The sequence below is a fragment of the Robertkochia aurantiaca genome (genome assembly GCF_020166495.1).
Taxonomy (GTDB): Bacteria; Bacteroidota; Bacteroidia; order Flavobacteriales; family Flavobacteriaceae; genus Robertkochia; species Robertkochia aurantiaca.
The window spans coordinates 194,586-212,649 of the sequence record NZ_JAINZS010000006.1 but is presented as its reverse complement, the minus strand read 5'-3'; the positions used below and the strand labels follow the sequence as shown (position 1 = coordinate 212,649).

Genomic DNA, 18,064 nt, shown 5'->3' with positions numbered 1-18,064 from the left:
CAGCGTCTTGAAAACCAGCATCAAACACAACAATAAAGTATTTATAACCGACCTCTCAGAGCCTATCGACATTTCGATCGCGATCAGGAACGGAGATGAAAACCTCAGCGCCTGGTATGTGGGGGTTCCCGAGATCAGCCCGGTGATCGACGGTGATTTTGTAGGCAGTGTTAAAAAAGGAGCTTCTGTCAATTTCAACAGCATCAAGTTCAATCCACACGCCCATGGCACCCATACAGAATGCCTCGGACACATTACCGAGACCAGTTATTCGGTCAACCAGCTACTGAAGCAGTATTTCTTCACAGCCCGGCTTATCAGTCTTGCCCCGGAAAACAAAGATGATGATAAAGTCATTACCCGTTCCCAATTGAAGAAGGCTTTGGAAAACGTCGAGACAGAAGCCCTGATCATCCGTACCCTGCCCAACGAGGAAAACAAAAAACAACGACACTACTCTCATACCAATCCGCCTTACCTTTCAGGTCCGGCCGCAGAATTTATAAGAGAAAAAGGTATCAAACACCTCCTGGTCGATCTTCCCTCAGTAGATAAAGAACGCGATGAAGGAAGGCTGGTTGCGCATAAGGCATTCTGGGATGTTGAGGGCAATCCGCGACTGGACGCCACCATCACTGAATTCGTTTTTGTGCCTGACCAGGTGATCGACGGCAATTATTTGCTGAACCTTCAGACTGCAGCCTTCGAGAACGATGCTGCCCCCAGCCGCCCTTTACTATATAAAATCCTTACCCATGAAAGCAACCATTAAGATTGAAGAACTGTTCATGCTTCTCCTGGGCATGTACCTCTTCACTCACTTATCTTACTCCTGGTGGTGGTTCGCCGGACTGTTCCTGCTCCCCGACATGGGAATGATCGGATATGCCTTCGGAACCAGAAAAGGAGCCATTACCTATAATATCCTGCACCATAAAGGTTTGGGCATTTTACTATATTTCGTAGGTTTATATTTCGAATCCCGGGGATGGCAACTGGCAGGACTCATCATTTTCTGTCATAGCTGCTTCGACCGGATGTTGGGTTACGGACTCAAATACCCCGACAGTTTTAAGAATACCCATCTTGGGAAAATCGGACGTGAATGAATGATATAGTAGAAATCCTGATCGGTTTACTGCTCGGTGCGCTGGGCATGTACTGGTTATTTTCGTTGCTGAGAAAAAAACGCTCACGAGATATCACCGAAAAGCAGTCGGTGATCTTGCTGGAAAAGATTCGTAACGTTTGTAAACTGGTCACCGTTGAGGGCGAGTTTGCCGAGATCTACCAATATGAAAATGTAAAGGAACGTTTTCTCAGACTCATCAGCAGCAAGAAAAAGGCCCTGGTGGTGATCAACGCCAAGGTTCATGTAGGCTTTGATCTGAAGAAAATCGAAATGCGGTCTGATGCGGCACAAAAACGCATCGTCATGGAATCATTCCCCGAGCCTGAAGTGATCAGCATCGAGCCCGATGTAAAATATTATGATATCAAGGAAGGCCTTTTCAATTGGTTCAAAACCGATGACCTGTCGGCCCTGCACCAGGAAGCCAAGGAACATATTTTAAGCAAGATCCCTGAGAGCGGATTACTCGATTCTGCCAAAAAGGAAGCCCTGGATGCGGTATTGATGATCGAAAATATGGTACAGGCGATTGGATGGAAACTCGATTATTCAGCCCTGGAGCTGGATGAAAAAACCGACCTGAAGATCGATGCGATCAGGAAAGAAGCTCAGAGTATAGAAAAGGAATAGAAGATGAACATCGAAAGTTACAGAGACTACTGTCTGCAAAAAAAGGAAGTCACCGAATCGTTTCCTTTTGACAACGACACCCTGGTCTTTAAGGTCGGCGGAAAGATGTTCGCCCTGACCTCTCTTAAAAAATGGGAGGCGGGAGAAGCATCGGTCAACCTGAAATGCGATCCGGAGAGAGCCCTGCAACTTCGCGAGGAATACGAAGGCATCGTTCCCGGCTATCATATGAGTAAGGTTCACTGGAATACGGTAAGCCTGAATGCTGATGTTCCACAGAAACTCATTTTAGAGCTGATCGATCACTCCTACAGGCTCATAGTAGACAGTCTTCCCCGAAAAATACGGGAGAACAGGGAATTTTCCCCTTGAATCCAAAATTGAATTTCAACCAAAGAGGAAACTTAAAAGGGTTATCAGTTAAAACCATGCCGAGCCTGCAGCAAGCAACTTAGAGGCGAATCAATCGTCCCCTCTTAAATGGGAATTTCGTCTTCGGAATTCCCGGGGTGTGATCCCATTGAGTGCCTTAAATTTTCCATTGAAATTAGACAGGGTTCGGAACCCACAGGCATAAGCAACCTCAGCTATCGTACTTTCCTCGCCTGCCAGCAACAATTCCCGCGCGTGTTCAATACGCACCTGGATGAGGTATTCAAAAAAGGTCCTGTTAGTGCGGCTTTTAAAATAGCGGCAAAATGCATGAGGGGTCATGTGTACCACCTTAGCGATCTCACTGAGTGAAATAGGTTCCCTGAAATAACGAACCACATGATCAAAAACCAATTGAAGCCGCTTCCCTTCCACACTGGAAAGCCCCTTTCCTTTTCCCAAAAAACTCAACGGCTTTCCCTCCAGTTTACTTAGCGACTTCATGAGCTGTAAAACATTTATAAACTGATCGAGACTACCGCCTTCCGGCAAACCTTCAAAAACACTTCCCAATTCGTGCTCTTCCTTCCTCAGGACCATACCTTCCCTGCTTCTCTCAAAAAAGGTCGTGAGTTCGCGTAATTCCAACTGCTTGAAAAAGTCTTTTCCAAAAGCATCTTCCGTCAGGAAAAAAGAGATCATATGAGATACCTCATCACCTCTGGGTTCTGAACGAAATAAGTGCGGCACCTCACTTCCTATCAAAAACAGGTCCCCGGAACGGTAACTGAGAACGTTATCCTTCAGCAATAATTTCCCGTACCCCTCCTTTAGGTAGCTCACCTGTATCTCAGGGTGCTGATGCAACCTGTCATAGAACACCCGCTCTTTATCAACCTGTATCACCAGGTTTTCCTCAGAGGGTTTCGGGATTTTAAAGGGATAGATCTTCATTCAACTCTATCTGAATATTACACTAATATAAGATTTAACACAAACAAACAAGTTAATATTTAGTCATTCATGGCTAATTTGAAGACAAAAATTCGGCTTACACCCTCCTAATTTCGTAATTACAAAACTCAACAATATGAAGATCGATTGGAAAGGCGTGATGCCGGCGGTAACCACCAAGTTTACCACAGATGACAAACTGGATCTCCCTTTGTTCCGAAAAAATATCGAAGCGCAGCTCGAGGCAGGAGTACACGGGATTATATTAGGAGGTACCCTTGGGGAAGCCAGCACCCTGAGACCTGATGAAAAATCAACCCTTCTGGAAACCACTCTGGAGGTGGTAAGTGAACGGATTCCCGTGATCATAAATATTGCTGAGTCCAGCACCGCTGAAGCCGTCGATTCGGCACAAAAAGCCGAAAAGGAAGGCGCCAATGCCCTTATGATGCTTCCCCCCATGCGTTACAAATCAACCGACCGGGAGACCGTTGCTTATTTTCAGGCGGTTGCTCAATGCACTTCCCTCCCCATTATGGTCTATAACAATCCGGTCGATTATAAGATCGAAGTGACCCTTGATATGTTCGACACCCTGCTGAAACTGGAAAACATACAGGCAGTAAAGGAGTCTACACGTGACATCTCAAACATCACCCGCATCAAGAATCGGTTTGGAGATCGGTTGAAAATACTCTGTGGTGTCGACACCCTGGCGATGGAAAGTCTGTTGATGGGAGCCGATGGATGGGTGGCAGGACTGGTCTGTGCCTTCCCGCGGGAAACCGTAGCCATTTACGAACTTATTAAACAGAACAGAAATGAAGAAGCCCTTTCCATCTACCGATGGTTTCTCCCACTGCTTGAACTGGACATCAATCCGCAATTGGTTCAAAACATAAAAATGGCAGAAGCAGCCGTCGGGTTGGGTTCTGAAACAGTAAGACCGCCCCGCCTGCCGTTGGAAGGACCTGAAAAAGAACGGGTACAACACATTATCGATTCAGCGCTGAAAGCCAGACCTGAATTACCTGATTATCGTTACATTAGAAGTTAAATATTCAACACATGATCACGGGAAAAAATCATATTGCAGGAGAACTTTCAGCCAGGGGTAATACTCGTTTTCAAACCCTAAACGCGGCGAGTAATGACACCCTGGAATACGAGTTCAGCGAAGCCACGGAAAGCGAAATAGAAAAAGCCGTTGAAGAGGCCGGTAAGGCCTTTGACATCCTCAGGGAAACAACCGGGGAGAAAAAGGCATTACTGCTGGAGAACATAGCGAAAGAATTACAGGATCAACAAAAGGAGCTCTGTAACCTGTATATGCAGGAAACCGGCCTGCCGGAAGGGCGTGCCACGGGCGAACTGAACCGAACCATCAACCAGCTTCGCTTATTCGCTGAATTGTTAAGGGAAGGTTCCTGGGTAAGAGCAGTCATCAACACGGCTGAATCAAAACCCGACATCAGAAAAACCCTGGCTCCCCTTGGTCCTGTAGCTGTATTCGGAGCAAGTAACTTTCCTTTTGCCTTTTCCACGGCCGGCGGGGATACAGCCAGCGCTCTGGCCGCCGGTTGTCCCGTGATCGTGAAGGGTCACCCGTACCATGCCGCCACTTCTGAAAAAGTGGCTCATTGTATCTCAAAAGCCATCACCGAAACAGGCTTGCCTCTTGGTACTTTTTCACACCTGCACAGTTCAGGTCATAAAGTCGGCGAAAAACTGGTACTCCATGAAGGTATTAAGGCAGTCGGATTTACGGGTAGTTTCAAAGGCGGAAAAAGCCTTAAGGAACTGGCCCAAAAGCGCAGCACTCCGATTCCCGTTTATGCCGAAATGGGAAGCGTGAATCCCGTGGTAATGCTGCCGGGAGCCTGGGAGAACGACTCAGAACACTGGGCCTCTCTGCTTGCAGGCTCCGTAAGTCTTGGGTGCGGCCAGTTCTGTACCAATCCGGGGCTGATCATCGCTCCCGACAGTCAGCATACCGACACCTTTGCCAAATCCCTGGCTTCCCGTCTTGAAAACGCAGGGCGTCAAACCATGTTGCACCCCAACATCAAACGCACTTATGAATCTGACAAGGAATTACTTTCCCTGCAAAAAGGAGTTTCAGTAATAACTGATAAGGGAAAAGCTCCGGATTCAAATGACGGCATTCCCGCATTTTTCAGTGTCTCCGGCCGGGATTTTCTTCTAAATGAAATCCTCGATAATGAAGTATTTGGTCCCAGTTCATTGCTGATCAGGTGTACGGACATTCAGGAGATGGAATCGGTCGTAGATAAACTCGAAGGACAATTAACCGCTACCGTGATAGGAACCGAACAAAGTGTTGCCGAGCATAAAAACCTTATCAGCAAATTACAGGCCCGTACCGGGCGTATCATTTTCAACGGCGTTCCTACGGGAGTTGAGGTTTGTGCAGCCATGCACCACGGTGGCCCTTACCCGGCCACTACCGATGATAAATTCACTTCGGTGGGTCATGATGCCATCTACCGCTGGCTAAGACCTTTGAGCTATCAGGACTGGCCTGACTCACTGTTACCTGCTGAACTCAAGAATGCCAATCCTCTTGGAATTTTAAGAAATATCAATGGAACGATAACCAAAGATCCTGTTTAATTATGAAGTTATATGTTTTTGCATTTGCAGTTCTTACCCTTTTATACATCAGCTGCAACGCTGAAAAAACTTCCAATGCGGCAGAAGAGCTCAAAGGTGTGATCACCACGGTCGACACCTTCAAACTGTACGAAAGGGACGAATATCCTCTGGGTCGCTTTGACAGTGTCATCTATAAAAAAGATGCTGATTTTGCCGGAACACAATTAAAAAGGCTGGAGGAGATCGATACCGCTTCTCTGGATGAAACCGAGCTGATATCATGGAAGCTGCTGCATTTTGTTTTGCAGAACCGTATCGACCGTTTCACTCATAATATGCACCTGAATCCGATTCAGGCAGACCAGGGATTTCACCTGAACCTCAACTATCGCATCAGAGATATCAATACAGCCGGGGAGGCTGAGGAATACCTCAGTGTCCTTGCCGCCATTCCAAGATTTACCAGAGAGCACCTGGTATTATTGAAAGAAGGACTTCATCTGGGTCTTTCACAACCAAAGGTGATCTTTAAGAATTACGCCCCTACCTATGACAGGCATATAGTCGATATTCCTGACAGCAGCGATTTTTTCAGACCGGTGCAAAAATTGCCGTCCACCTTAAGTCCTGTCAGAAAAGATTCCATTATAGCTGCAGCCAGGGAACTGATTCGCGATAGTGTGGTCCCTTCCTTTAAATTGATCAAGGAATTTTTTGAAGAAGAATATATTCCGGGTACCCGAACCACTGTAGGTATATCTGAAACCCCCGGCGGTAAAAGTTTTTACCAGAACCGCATCGATTATTACACCACAACCCGGCAGTATAGTGCTGATGATATCCATCAATTAGGCCTCAGTGAAGTGGCCCGTATAAGATCTGCCATGGATTCAGTGATCAACGTTCTTGGATACGAGGGAGGACTTCAGCAGTTCATTGCCTGGCTGCGCACCGATCCGCAATTCTACACTGAAACTCCGGAGTCACTGTTAATGGAAGCACGCGATATCGCAAAACGCATCGATGCCAAACTACCGGCTTATTTTAAAACACTTCCCCGCAGGCCCTATGGGGTAAAAAAAGTTCCTGACGCCCTGGCACCGATCTATACGGGCGGTCGTTACAGTCCGCCATCATCTCCCACCCAACCGGGATATTATCTGGTCAACACCTATAAACTGAATAGTCGTCCTCTGTACGTACTACCAGCTCTCACAGCTCATGAAGCGGTACCGGGGCATCACCTTCAGGGGTCTTTGAACCGGGAACTGGGTGACAGCATTCCGGAATTCAGAAAGAATCTGTACCTATCTGCCTATGGAGAGGGCTGGGCCCTGTATACCGAGAACCTGGCTGAAGAGATGGGTATTTACACAACCCCCTATGAATATTTCGGAAAACTTACCTATGAGATGTGGCGTGCCTGCCGGCTGGTGGTCGATACAGGAATACATGCCATGGGATGGTCAAGGCAGGAGGCTGTCGATTACCTGGCTTCAAATACTGCCCTTTCCATGCATGAGGTAAACACAGAGATCGACCGTTATATCGCCTGGCCCGGACAAGCACTATCCTATAAAATGGGAGAACTCAAGATCCGGGAATTACGAAAGTCTGCCGAAGAAGCTCTTGGAGAGAATTTTGATATCAGAGAATTTCATGAGATCATCCTGGAGCAGGGCACAGTCACGCTGCCGATCCTGGAAGACCGGGTGAAGGATTACATCAAAAAAAAGCAACCCCAAACTCCATTACAAGGTTAAGGTGAAGAATAAAAAATCATTTTTCTGTATCGACGCGCATACCTGTGGCAACCCGGTAAGGGTGGTTGCCGGGGGAGCGCCTTTCCTCAAGGCGAGATCAATCAGTGAGAAGCGTCTGGAATTCATGAAGCACCACGACTGGATCAGAAAGGGACTTATGTTTGAACCCCGGGGTCATGATATGATGAGCGGGAGCCTGATCTATCCGCCGGAACACGACGAGAATGATGCCGGAATTCTCTTTATTGAAACCAGCGGCTGTTTACCCATGTGTGGTCATGGCACTATCGGCACGCTCACGGTAGCCATTCAGGAGGGACTCATCAGGCCACAGATACCGGGGCAGGTAAGACTGGAAACGCCGGCCGGCCTGGTGAAGGCCACCTATGAAATGGACGGTGACCGGGTGAGCAGTGTCACCCTTGTAAATGTGCCTTCATTTCTGGCTGCTGCCGACCTGGAGGTAGAAAGTCCGCAACTGGGAACTCTGCGTTTCGATGTAGCTTATGGAGGAAATTTTTATGCGATTATTGATCCGCAACCTTCATTTAGCGGGATCGAGTCATATTCAGCAGCTCAATTAGTACACCTCAGCCAGGAGTTGCGACCTCTCATCAATGAAAAATATCCCGATTTGTTTGTTCATCCAGAACATGATAAGATTCGGTCGGTTACCCACCTCATGTGGACAGGAAAGCCTCTCGATACCGCTTCATCAGGCAGAAACGCCGTGTTTTACGGCGATAAGGCGATCGACCGCTCCCCTTGTGGTACCGGCACTTCAGCCCGTATGGCACAATGGTATGAACGCAACCTGCTGAGAACCGGAGACTTATTTATTCATGAGAGTTATATCGGCTCTGTTTTTACCGGAAAAATAAAAGAAGAATATATCTTAGCAGGAAAGAAAGCCATTATTCCTTCGATAAAGGGGTGGGCCCGAATCACCGGGTTCAACACTATCATCATCGACGATGATGATCCTTTTGCTGAGGGATTTCAAGTGATCTGACCATGCAAAAGAAAATTGTCATTATCGGAGGCGGAATTGTCGGCCTCTCTACAGCCTACTTTTTGAATCGCGAAGGACACCAGGTGACCGTGATCGATAAAGGCGAGATAAACCAGGGGGCTTCATTCGTGAACGCCGGGTATATCACTCCCAGTCATATCATTTCCCTGGCTGCGCCGGGCATGATCACCAAGGGATTGAAATGGATGTTTAATTCTTCGAGTCCGTTTTACATGAAACCCCGCCTGGACCCTGAATTCATCAAATGGTCCTGGGCCTTTTACAAATCATCAACTCCGCATAAAGTAGAACGCTCTATCCCTGTTATCAAAGATTTTAATCTTCTCAGCAAGGAGATCTACGATCAATGGCACAGCTCGGGAGAACTGGGAGATTTTCAGTGGGAACGCAAAGGACTGTTGATGCTCTATCAATCTGACGAAGTTGGTGACAAAGAAAAACAAGTCGCTGAAAGAGCTGCCCATGAAGGACTGGAAGTCAGGCTTCTTGACAAAGAGCAGACCCAGGCCCTGGAACCCGACACCGAGATGAATGTAAAAGGTGCGATACATTACGAATGTGACGCCCATACCACCCCGGGTGAGATCATGGGAAAACTGGCGAGCTATCTCGAAGAAAAGGGCGTAAACCTGGTAAAAAACGAGACCGTCACCGGGATGGAACGGTCGGGAAAGAACATTACCGCGGTCTCCACCGCAAACAATTTACGCTTTGAGGCTGATGAATTCGTGCTGGCCTCCGGTGCATGGACACAGGAGTTGGCTTCGCTAACCGGCGTCAAGCTGCTCGTACAGGCCGGAAAAGGTTATCGTATCAATGAACCCGGTATCGATTCTATTCATTATCCTGCCGTTCTGATGGAATCAAAAGTGGCGCTGACACCCATGAAAGGATTTACCCGCCTGGCAGGAACCATGGAATTCTCAGGAATCAATCATTACATACGAAAAGAGCGGGTGAAAGCCATTGCCGATGCCATCAAACGGTATTATCCCGAATTACAGATCAGTCAGGAAGCCATGAATAAAGCTGAATGCGGACTGCGACCTGTAACCCCTGACGGACTCCCCTATGTCGGGAGGCCCGGTAAGATTAATAACCTGGTAGTCGCTGCAGGACATGCCATGATGGGTTGGAGTTTGGGGCCTGCCACCGGGAAACTGGTAAGCGAGATCATCGATAATAAAGAAACACCTCTTTTCATGGAAGCCTTACACCCAGAAAGGTCATTTTATTGATTTAGAGTCTTTTATAACTGTTAATTTCGTAATTTTAAGAATTCCTTAAGCATTAATTTCTTCTCTGAATTGTAACAGAACCCCTCGATTCTTCCTGAAACTTAATCGTTTTAACAAACCATAATTTCAGAAAGATGAAAACAAACAGGTATCTGGCAGCTCTTACAGCGTTCTTACTGTTCACTGCCACCGGCCTTATTAAGGCCCAGGATCAACCGTATATCACGGTTACCACCATGCATTGGAACATGGATAAGGAAGACTTTAGCATGGACAAGTGGATGGAGATGGAAAAAGAATACCGCGATAAGGTGATCAATAAAAATGATCTGATCAAAGCTACGGCCGTCTATCAGCATCTTTACACTCCCGACAGTCGTGAACTGGTATTTGTGACCATGTACGATAATTGGAATGATATTGACCTGGCCCAAAAGAAAAACAATGAACTTGTACAAACGGCCTGGCCTGATGAAGCTTCACGGAAAGCCTTTATGCAAGAGCTGAATTCCAATTATGACGATTTTCATTCAGATGAGATCTATGCCATGCTGCCGGGTGCCAAATTCCTGAGTGCAGCCCCTACAGAAGATATGGTCTTGTATGTACGCGTTAATCATATGGCCTACCCTGAGGATGGCAGTCAAAAGGAATTCATGGAAATGCACAATTGGTTTACCGAAAACCTCGTTAAAAAGAACGACTATGTCAAGGCTTATTACCCACACATGCATGCATGGGGTGCCGACCGAAGGGAAATGGTAGACGCCTGGCTATATGCTTCCATGGCTGACCTGGATAAAGCTACCGAAAATCAGGAAAAACTTTTTGAGGAAGCTATGCCTGATGAAGCTGAAAGAAGAGCCTGGAATCAAAAGGGAAGAAAATACTTCACAGGAGTACATAAAGACTATCTCTATTCATATTTACATGAACTATCAAAACCTTTACAATCTACCACTGAAGAAGGAAAATAGCGAGAAAACCAGGCTGTAAAGACTTCGTTTACGAGTTTCAAAATCAAAATTTGCTTGTTTTTAACAGTTTAATTCAGATATTTTTTTATAATGTGCTTAAACAGAAATATCCGTATATGTTAAAAACCGTTGTAAAAGAAGGCGAAAGCATAGAAAGAGCCTTAAAAAGATTTAAAAGAAAATATAAGCGCACCAAGGTATTGCAGCAGCTGCGAGAGCGTCAGCAATACACCAAGCCGTCTGAAGAAAAAAGACAAACTCGTCAAAAAGCGGCTTACCGTGCTGAATACCTGAGAAACCAGGAAGAATAAGCTGCATTTGGCGGTGTGACATTCTGAAAATTATTTAGCTTTAAGGCCTTAAAAAGCCAAAGCTGAATGCAAATACCCGCTGAATATTACCAGCAACGCCTGGAACATTACAAAAAACAAAGACAAACAGTCGGAAGAGCATTGCGATATACCAGTGTTCTCCGACTGTTCGTTTTTGCAGGCACTGCCATTTTTGTTTATTATTTCTTTGACCTACCGGCTTTCTGGATCCCGGGAGCCGTTGTCGGCTTAGGCATATTTCTGTACCTTGTCAAGCGCTACCAATCCCAGAAATACGAGAGAGACAAAACCGACCATCTCATCCGCATCAATGAAACCGAGCTGCAGGTGTTACAGAAAAACTTTCACCATCTGGATGCCGGGGAGGAATTTATTGACCCCTCTCATGACTTCAGTCATGATATCGATCTTTTCGGAAAAGCCTCCTTCTTTCAATATCTCAATCGTACCGCAACCCTGAGCGGCAGATCAGGGCTGGCTGAACTTTTACTGAAGAATGACCCCTCAGGTATCGCTGATCGACAGGAGGCCATAAAAGAACTTTCAGAAAAATCAGACTGGAGACAAGAGTTCCAGGCCACTGCTCTGATGGTGGAAAACAAGGAGCAACTGAAAGCAGTTCTGGAGCGCATCAAAAGTTTTAGTCCTTCCCTGCCCGGTAATCTCAAATGGCTTCCCCTGGTATTCTCGATCGCAAGTATCGTGATGCTGAGTCTCGCCATATCAAGCGTTCTTCCTGCTAGTTATGTCGTTTACTGGTTCATTTTTGGTATCCTCATCTCAGGAAGCTTTTTCAGACGTATTACTGCCTTATCCCTTCGTGTATCGGCTGCTCAGGAGATTTTTGCACAGTATTACAAACTGCTGAACCTTATAGAAGAAACCGGCTTCCAAGCTGAGAAACTAACTGTAATGAAGGCAAAACTGAACGCAAGTGATCCTGCCGGGATATTATTAAAAAAGCTCTCCCGATACATTGATGCACTTGACCAGCGAAACAACCTGCTGGTAGGAATCATTGGGAATGCTTTTTTCCAGATGGACCTTTATAATGGTTACCGGATAGAGTCCTGGCTATCGCAACATCAGAAAGAGATACTGAACTGGTTCGAAGCTGTATCTGAGTTCGACACCTACTCCAGCTTTGGAAACTTTGCTTTTAACCATCAGCATTATCATTTTCCGGAACTGACCGGAGAACCCATAACATTAAGTGCATCGACTTTAGGACATCCCCTGATAGCAGAAGCTAAAATGATAATGAACGATATTGAGATTCAACGCGGGGAATTCTTTGTGATCACAGGAGCCAATATGGCCGGTAAAAGCACCTTTCTGCGAACCGTCTCCCTTTCCATTGTGATGGCTAACACAGGCCTGCCGGTATTTGCCAGCTCCTTCAGCTATAATCCGATCAGACTGATCACAAGTATGCGCACCAGTGATTCGCTCAGCGACGAAGCCTCCTATTTCTTTGCCGAGCTCAAACGCCTGAAACGCATACGTGAAAAACTGAAGGATCAGGATTATTTCGTAATACTCGATGAAATCCTGAAGGGTACCAACAGTAAGGACAAGGCGATCGGCTCCCGCAAGTTCGTCGAGTATCTTTCCGATACGCATTCAACAGGTATCATCGCCACTCATGATCTGAGCCTGTGCGAGATCGAAAAAGACCGGGAAGAAGTAAAGAATTATTTCTTTGATGCCACTATCAAGAACGACGAGCTGTCTTTTGATTATAAATTGCGAAAAGGCATCTGTACCAACATGAATGCCTCTTTTCTGCTCAGTAAGATGGGTATCGTTTGATCATTCGTCTTTTCGCTCAACGAAGTCTCCGACTTCGCAGCCTCAGCATACCATGAGGAATAGGATACCGGAACCTGTCTTCCGACCGGTAAGGAAAGCTTAATTGGATTAGAACAACTCTTTTGTGCTTAGCTTACCACGGAGCAAAAGCTCTGCAGGAGCGGAGTATCGTTATTCTTCAAAAAGATTGCTTCGCCCCGGAAGTCCGGGGCTCGCAAAGACGTATCTACCCTACTACCTCACTCAGCAACATTAAACTGTTCTAAGTACAAAATAGTTCTTCTTCCCGCGTTGCAGCAGTATGAATTTATCGTTGATCAGGTCGGTTGGCGTAAGCATCTTATCTTCCTTCACCTTTTCCTTATTGACCGAAATAGAGTTCTCTTTCAAAGCTCTTCGCGCCTCACCATTCGATTTCAGAAAATCGCTTTTAACCGCAAGAGCGGCGATCATATCGATCCCCTCTTCCAGCTCTGAACGGTCAATATCGGCTTGCGGTACTCCTTCAAAAACATCGAGGAAGGTCTTTTCATCCAGAGTCTTTAATTCTTCGGAGGTCGATTTTCCGAAAAGAATATTTGAGGCTTTGACAGCATTCTCAAGATCGGCTTCCGAATGCACGAAGGTGGTCACCTCTTCGGCCAGTCTGCGTTGTAATTGTCTCAGGTGCGGCTCTGCCCTGTGAGCTTCAATAAGCGATTCAACGGTTTTCTGATCGAGAAAGGTGAATATTTTAATGTACTTCTCTGCATCTTCATCAGAAGTATTCAACCAGAACTGGTAGAATTTGTAGGGAGAGGTCTTTTCGGAATCCAGCCAGACGTTACCTCCCTCAGACTTCCCGAACTTCGATCCGTCTGCCTTGGTGATCAGCGGACAGGTCATGGCAAAAGCCTTGGCAGACTCTTCTCCTTCTTCCGCAGCCGTCATCCTTCTTATCAGTTCGGTCCCGGTGGTGATATTGCCCCACTGATCGCTTCCTCCCATCTGGAGCTTACAATCATATTCCTTGTACAGGTGGTAGAAATCGTACCCCTGAATCAACTGATAGGTGAATTCTGTGAACGACATGCCCACCCCGGAATCGGCACTAAGACGTTTTTTGACTGAATCTTTGGCCATCATGTAGTTTACGGTGATGCGCTTTCCTACATCTCTCACAAAGTCTATGAAACTGAACTCCTTCATCCAGTCATAGTTATTCACCAGCACAGGCGCCTGGGCGTCTTCAGCCTGAAAATCGAGGTAGCGCGAAAGCACGCCCTTAATACCTTCTACATTGTTGGCAAGGGTCGCTTCATCCAGCAGCTGACGTTCATCAGATTTGCCGGTTGGATCTCCGATCATTCCGGTAGCGCCACCAACCAGGGCGATAGGCTTATGGCCGAATTTTCTCAGGTGCACCAGTAAAATAATTGGAACCAGGCTCCCTATGTGCAGAGAATCTGAGGTGGGGTCAAAACCGATATAGGCGGTCGTTGCTTCCGATTTCAACAATTCTTCAGTTCCGGGCATGATATCGTGAATCAGTCCCCTCCAACGCAATTCTTCTACTAGATTTTCTGCCATGAATACGATCGATTTTTTGAATTTGGGCAAAGATAAAACAATTGCTCAATTGAAGAAGTTTCACTTCTTCCCTTTAGAGCTGGGTATGCGTACAAATATTCGTATTTTCGCTCCTATGATTCTAGTGACCGGAGGAACCGGGCTTATTGGCTCGCATCTGCTGTTGGAACTTACAGAGAAATCGATCCCTGTCAGGGCGATCTACCGCAACAGCGAACATATCAGCTACACAGAACGTTTGTTCGAAAAAGAAGGAAAGACAGCCAGCCTGCAACAAGTAGAATGGTTCAGGGCTGATCTCAATGATATTATCACCCTCCAGGAAGCCTTGCAGGGAGTCACCCATTGCTACCATTGCGCCGCACTTGTTTCTTTTGATCCCGGTGACTATCATACCCTTAGGAAGATCAATATCGAAGGTACTGCGAATATTGTGAATTGCTGCCTCGATGCCGGGGTGAAGAAACTCTGTTTTGTAAGTTCGATCGCCACCCTCGGCAAGCTTGCCAACCGCGATTTTATCGATGAGTCATCGCATTGGAACTCCGAGGAGGAAAACAACGTCTATGCCATTACAAAATACGGCGCCGAAATGGAAGTGTGGCGCGGTACCCAGGAAGGTCTGCCCGCAGTGATCATCAATCCCGGGGTGGTATTGGGAGAAAGTTTCAGAAAACACAGCAGCACTGATAGAATTTTAAATGTAATACACAAAAGAATTCGGTACTATCCAAAAGGAGGCACCGGCTTTGTCGATGTGAAAGATGTGGTCTGGGCTATGGTGAACTGTACCGAATCTGAGATCAAAAATGAACGCTTTATCGCTGTTGGTGAAAACCGTACTTACGAAGAATTCCTCAGCCTTGCAGCCGAAATATATGAGAAACCTGCCCCTGAAAAACCTTTGCCAGACTGGCTGTTATCAATAATGTGGCGACTGGACTGGCTGCGAAGTAAACTCACCGGAACCAAACGCAAAATAAGCAGTAATACTGCTAAAGCCCTCAGTACTACCAGTGCCTACGATTCCCTCAAACTCAAAAAAGCGACGGGGATCGTTTTTAATCCCCTGTCATTTACCCTGCGTCGTATCGCAGGCCATTCTTAGCTTATTGTAAAGAATCTTTTATTTCGGGCAAATCCACTTCTTCCCGCTTTTTAAGATTCTCTTCTCTTTTTTGCACCGATGCCTGGTCGATACTGTCTTTGAGAGTAACCAGCCGTTTTTCGACCGATTCGAACATCCCGGCGTACAAGGTAGGTTTTACCGAAGCGTAATAAACACTGCTGTTGGAAAACTGCAGACTGTCTATATCGTATTTCGTATAGATATAGGTATCAGGTACAATATTGTTTTCTTCCAGAGTGGTAAGCCCTGTACCCTTTGCTGCATCGAGTATGGCTACGTCGTACAGGATGTCGGTCATTTTATCGGGGGGAATCAGGTTTTCCGGTTTCTCCACCAAAGGTTCTGAACAGGCGGCGAATATCAGCGTCAGACCTAAAAGGATCGATCGTTTCATCAGCTTAACGTTCAAAGGTTAGTCGTTTACCATGCTGCTCTTCAGAGAATTTTCCGTTTTCATAGGCCAGGTGTCCGTTCACAAAAGTATGTGTAACCACAGAGTCGAAGGTGACCCCTTCAAAAGGTGACCATCCGCATTTATAGGCGATATTATCTTTGCTAACCGTATAGCTTTTGTTCGGATCTACCAGCACCAGGTCGGCAAAATACCCTTCCCGCAAATACCCTCTCTTTTCAACATCGAATAAGATAGCCGGGCTATGACACATTTTTTCAACCAGTTTCTCCATTGAGATCACTCCTTCCTTATGCTTCTGAATCATCGCATTGAGCGTATGCTGAACGAGGGGTCCGCCTGAAGGAGCCTTGGTATAGGGATTCTGTTTTTCTTCCAGGGTATGGGGCGCGTGATCGGTCGCCAGCACATCGATACGGTCATCTAACAGAGCCGCCCACAAGGCCAGGCGGTCTTTTTCCCCCTTGACTGCCGGGTTCCATTTAATAAGGGTGCCTTTATCAGCGTAATCCTGGTCATTGAACCATAAATGATGGGTGCATACTTCGGCTGTGATCTTTTTATCTTTCAGTGGAATACTGTTGTCAAAAAGACCGGTCTCCACAGCCGTGGAAAGATGGAATACATGTAATCTCGCTCCGGTCTTTTTTGCCAGGGCAATGGCTCTTGAAGAAGAAAGGTAACAAGCCTCATGACTTCTTATAACCGGGTGGAGCCCGATCGGGATGTCATCTCCATATTTCTCCTTATAATATTCCAGATTCTTCCTGATGGTTTCTTCATCTTCACAGTGAGCCGAAATCACCATATTGGTATTGCTGAAAATACTTTCTATCACCTTTTCATCGTCGACCAGCATATTTCCGGTTGAAGACCCCAAAAAAAGCTTCACCCCTGAACAGGCTTTAGGATCAAGGCGCTTTAACTCTTCCAGATTATCGTTCGTTCCGCCGAACTTGAAGGAATAGTTGGCAAAGGAAGTGCGGGCAGCAATGGCCATTTTTTCTTCCAGACGTTCAATGGTTACCGTTTGGGGGTTGGTATTGGGTTGTTCCATAAACGAGGTTACCCCTCCACCCACCGCGGCGCGGCTCTCAGTGGCTATATTTCCCTTATGGGTCAGTCCCGGTTCCCTGAAATGCACCTGGTCATCGATAATTCCGGGCATCAGGTAAGAACCCGCTGCATCGATCACCCGGTCGGCAGATTCTGCCGAGAGACCCAAACCAATTTTTTCGATATATTCACCTTTAATGAGAAGGTCAGCTTCCTTTTTTTCTCCCTCATTGATGAGGATCGCATTCTTTATCAGCACGCTGCTCATGATTCCAACTGTATTTTTTACCGATTATACTATGCCATTTCATCGAGATCACTCCGAAAATGGCCTCGTTGATTATCTTCCCACTCATTTTGGAACGCCCTTTTTCGCGGTCTTTAAAGATGATGGGGATCTCGATTATCTTGAAGCCCTTCTTATAGGCCCTGAACTTCATCTCGATCTGAAAGGCATACCCAACGAATTGAATACTATCAAGATCAAGTGAAGCGATCACATCTCTGTGATAACAAATAAAACCGGCTGTAGGATCGTAAACAGGCATACCGGTCAGGGTTCGCACATAGAAGGAGGCTCCATAAGATAACAAAACCCTTTTTAAAGGCCAGTTGACCACATTGATCACGCCTTTCAGATACCTGGAGCCAACGGCAACATGCGCTTCCTGCTGTATGATCGCCCGGTATAGCCTCAGAAGATCTCCGGGGTTGTGCGAGAAATCTGCATCCATCTCAAAGATGTATTCATAATCCCGCTCAAGCGCCCATTTGAATCCATGAATATAAGCCTTACCCAGGCCTTCCTTTTTCATGCGAACCTCCAGGTGAAGACGCCCTGCAAACTCTTCCTGCAGTTCTCTGACCTTAGCGGCGGTCCCGTCAGGCGAATTGTCATCGACTATAAGAATATGGAAGTCTTTCTTCAACTTAAACACCGCCCGGATAATATCCTCGGCGTTTTCAATTTCGTTATAGGTGGGAATAATGACTAAACTATCTGATGACATTCCGGTTATTATTTGCGTCACAAAAATAA

The 18,064-nt window shown here is 46.3% G+C and carries 18 protein-coding genes; 13 read left to right on the top strand and 5 right to left on the bottom strand.

Annotation, left to right across the window (positions count from 1 at the left end; translation table 11 throughout):
* Positions 1-7 precede the first annotated feature (7 nt).
* Genes K7R10_RS12185 through K7R10_RS12170 form a run of 4 tightly spaced genes read left to right on the top strand, consistent with a single transcriptional unit; the run spans position 8 to position 2,134 of the window.
* The gene (locus K7R10_RS12185; RefSeq protein ID WP_224484997.1) at positions 8-772 is read left to right on the top strand and encodes a cyclase family protein; all 765 of its coding nucleotides are present in this window, start codon (positions 8-10) and stop codon (positions 770-772) included.
* A complete protein-coding gene (locus tag K7R10_RS12180; RefSeq protein ID WP_224484996.1) occupies positions 756-1,109 on the top strand; it encodes a DUF4260 domain-containing protein in 354 nt (117 codons plus the stop codon). Before K7R10_RS12185 ends, K7R10_RS12180 begins: the two co-directional genes overlap by 17 nt.
* Entirely contained in the window at positions 1,106-1,762 is a 657-nt protein-coding gene (locus K7R10_RS12175) for a DUF4230 domain-containing protein (RefSeq protein ID WP_224484995.1), read from the top strand. The genes K7R10_RS12180 and K7R10_RS12175 overlap by 4 nt, the downstream gene beginning before the upstream one ends.
* 3 nt (positions 1,763-1,765) lie before the next feature.
* The gene (locus K7R10_RS12170; RefSeq protein WP_224484994.1) at positions 1,766-2,134 is read left to right on the top strand and encodes an MmcQ/YjbR family DNA-binding protein; all 369 of its coding nucleotides are present in this window, start codon (positions 1,766-1,768) and stop codon (positions 2,132-2,134) included.
* Between the two features lie 90 nt (positions 2,135-2,224).
* Here K7R10_RS12170 and K7R10_RS12165 read toward each other — a convergent pair whose 3' ends face one another.
* The gene (locus tag K7R10_RS12165) at positions 2,225-3,088 is read right to left on the bottom strand and encodes an AraC family transcriptional regulator (RefSeq protein WP_224484993.1); all 864 of its coding nucleotides are present in this window, start codon (positions 3,086-3,088) and stop codon (positions 2,225-2,227) included.
* A gap of 136 nt (positions 3,089-3,224) precedes the next feature.
* On the opposite strand from K7R10_RS12165, the gene K7R10_RS12160 reads away from it, so the two are divergent.
* From K7R10_RS12160 to K7R10_RS12125, 8 genes are all read left to right on the top strand, one after another.
* Complete coding sequence (locus K7R10_RS12160; RefSeq protein WP_224484992.1) at positions 3,225-4,145, top strand: dihydrodipicolinate synthase family protein; 921 nt, start codon at positions 3,225-3,227, stop codon at positions 4,143-4,145.
* Positions 4,146-4,156: 11 nt separating this feature from the next.
* Positions 4,157-5,722, top strand: a complete 1,566-nt coding sequence (locus K7R10_RS12155; RefSeq protein ID WP_224484991.1) for an aldehyde dehydrogenase (NADP(+)) — start codon at positions 4,157-4,159, stop codon at positions 5,720-5,722.
* 2 nt (positions 5,723-5,724) lie between these two features.
* Positions 5,725-7,467, top strand: a complete 1,743-nt coding sequence (locus K7R10_RS12150; RefSeq protein WP_224484990.1) for a DUF885 domain-containing protein — start codon at positions 5,725-5,727, stop codon at positions 7,465-7,467.
* A gap of 1 nt (position 7,468) precedes the next feature.
* On the top strand, positions 7,469-8,479 hold the full coding sequence (locus K7R10_RS12145; protein WP_224484989.1) for a 4-hydroxyproline epimerase: 1,011 nt from the start codon (positions 7,469-7,471) through the stop codon (positions 8,477-8,479).
* Between the two features lie 2 nt (positions 8,480-8,481).
* Positions 8,482-9,738 carry an NAD(P)/FAD-dependent oxidoreductase gene (locus K7R10_RS12140; protein ID WP_224484988.1) on the top strand — a complete coding sequence of 419 codons (1,257 nt, stop codon included), beginning with the start codon at positions 8,482-8,484 and terminating at the stop codon, positions 9,736-9,738.
* Positions 9,739-9,872: 134 nt separating this feature from the next.
* Positions 9,873-10,715, top strand: a complete 843-nt coding sequence (locus K7R10_RS12135) for a hypothetical protein (RefSeq protein ID WP_224484987.1) — start codon at positions 9,873-9,875, stop codon at positions 10,713-10,715.
* A gap of 116 nt (positions 10,716-10,831) precedes the next feature.
* Complete coding sequence (gene rpsU, locus K7R10_RS12130; protein WP_224484986.1) at positions 10,832-11,026, top strand: 30S ribosomal protein S21; 195 nt, start codon at positions 10,832-10,834, stop codon at positions 11,024-11,026.
* A 66-nt stretch (positions 11,027-11,092) separates the two neighbouring features.
* On the top strand, positions 11,093-12,859 hold the full coding sequence (locus K7R10_RS12125) for a MutS-related protein (protein WP_224484985.1): 1,767 nt from the start codon (positions 11,093-11,095) through the stop codon (positions 12,857-12,859).
* A 252-nt stretch (positions 12,860-13,111) separates the two neighbouring features.
* On the opposite strand, the gene tyrS is transcribed toward K7R10_RS12125, so the two are convergent.
* Positions 13,112-14,428, bottom strand: a complete 1,317-nt coding sequence (gene tyrS, locus K7R10_RS12120; protein ID WP_224484984.1) for a tyrosine--tRNA ligase — start codon at positions 14,426-14,428, stop codon at positions 13,112-13,114.
* A gap of 49 nt (positions 14,429-14,477) precedes the next feature.
* Here tyrS and K7R10_RS12115 point away from each other — a divergent pair, with 49 nt between their 5' ends.
* On the top strand, positions 14,478-15,536 hold the full coding sequence (locus K7R10_RS12115; RefSeq protein WP_224484983.1) for an NAD-dependent epimerase/dehydratase family protein: 1,059 nt from the start codon (positions 14,478-14,480) through the stop codon (positions 15,534-15,536).
* Position 15,537: 1 nt separating this feature from the next.
* On the opposite strand, the gene K7R10_RS12110 is transcribed toward K7R10_RS12115, so the two are convergent.
* From K7R10_RS12110 to K7R10_RS12100, 3 genes are read right to left on the bottom strand one after another with little or no spacing between them, the layout of a single operon-like run.
* The gene (locus K7R10_RS12110; protein WP_224484982.1) at positions 15,538-15,951 is read right to left on the bottom strand and encodes a DUF4296 domain-containing protein; all 414 of its coding nucleotides are present in this window, start codon (positions 15,949-15,951) and stop codon (positions 15,538-15,540) included.
* Positions 15,952-15,955: 4 nt separating this feature from the next.
* Positions 15,956-17,293 (bottom strand): dihydroorotase, encoded by a 1,338-nt coding sequence (locus K7R10_RS12105; RefSeq protein ID WP_224484981.1) that lies wholly within the window; start codon positions 17,291-17,293, stop codon positions 15,956-15,958.
* Positions 17,253-18,035, bottom strand: coding sequence for a polyprenol monophosphomannose synthase (locus K7R10_RS12100; protein WP_224484980.1), 783 nt, complete (start codon positions 18,033-18,035; stop codon positions 17,253-17,255). The genes K7R10_RS12105 and K7R10_RS12100 overlap by 41 nt, the downstream gene beginning before the upstream one ends.
* Positions 18,036-18,064 lie beyond the last annotated feature (29 nt).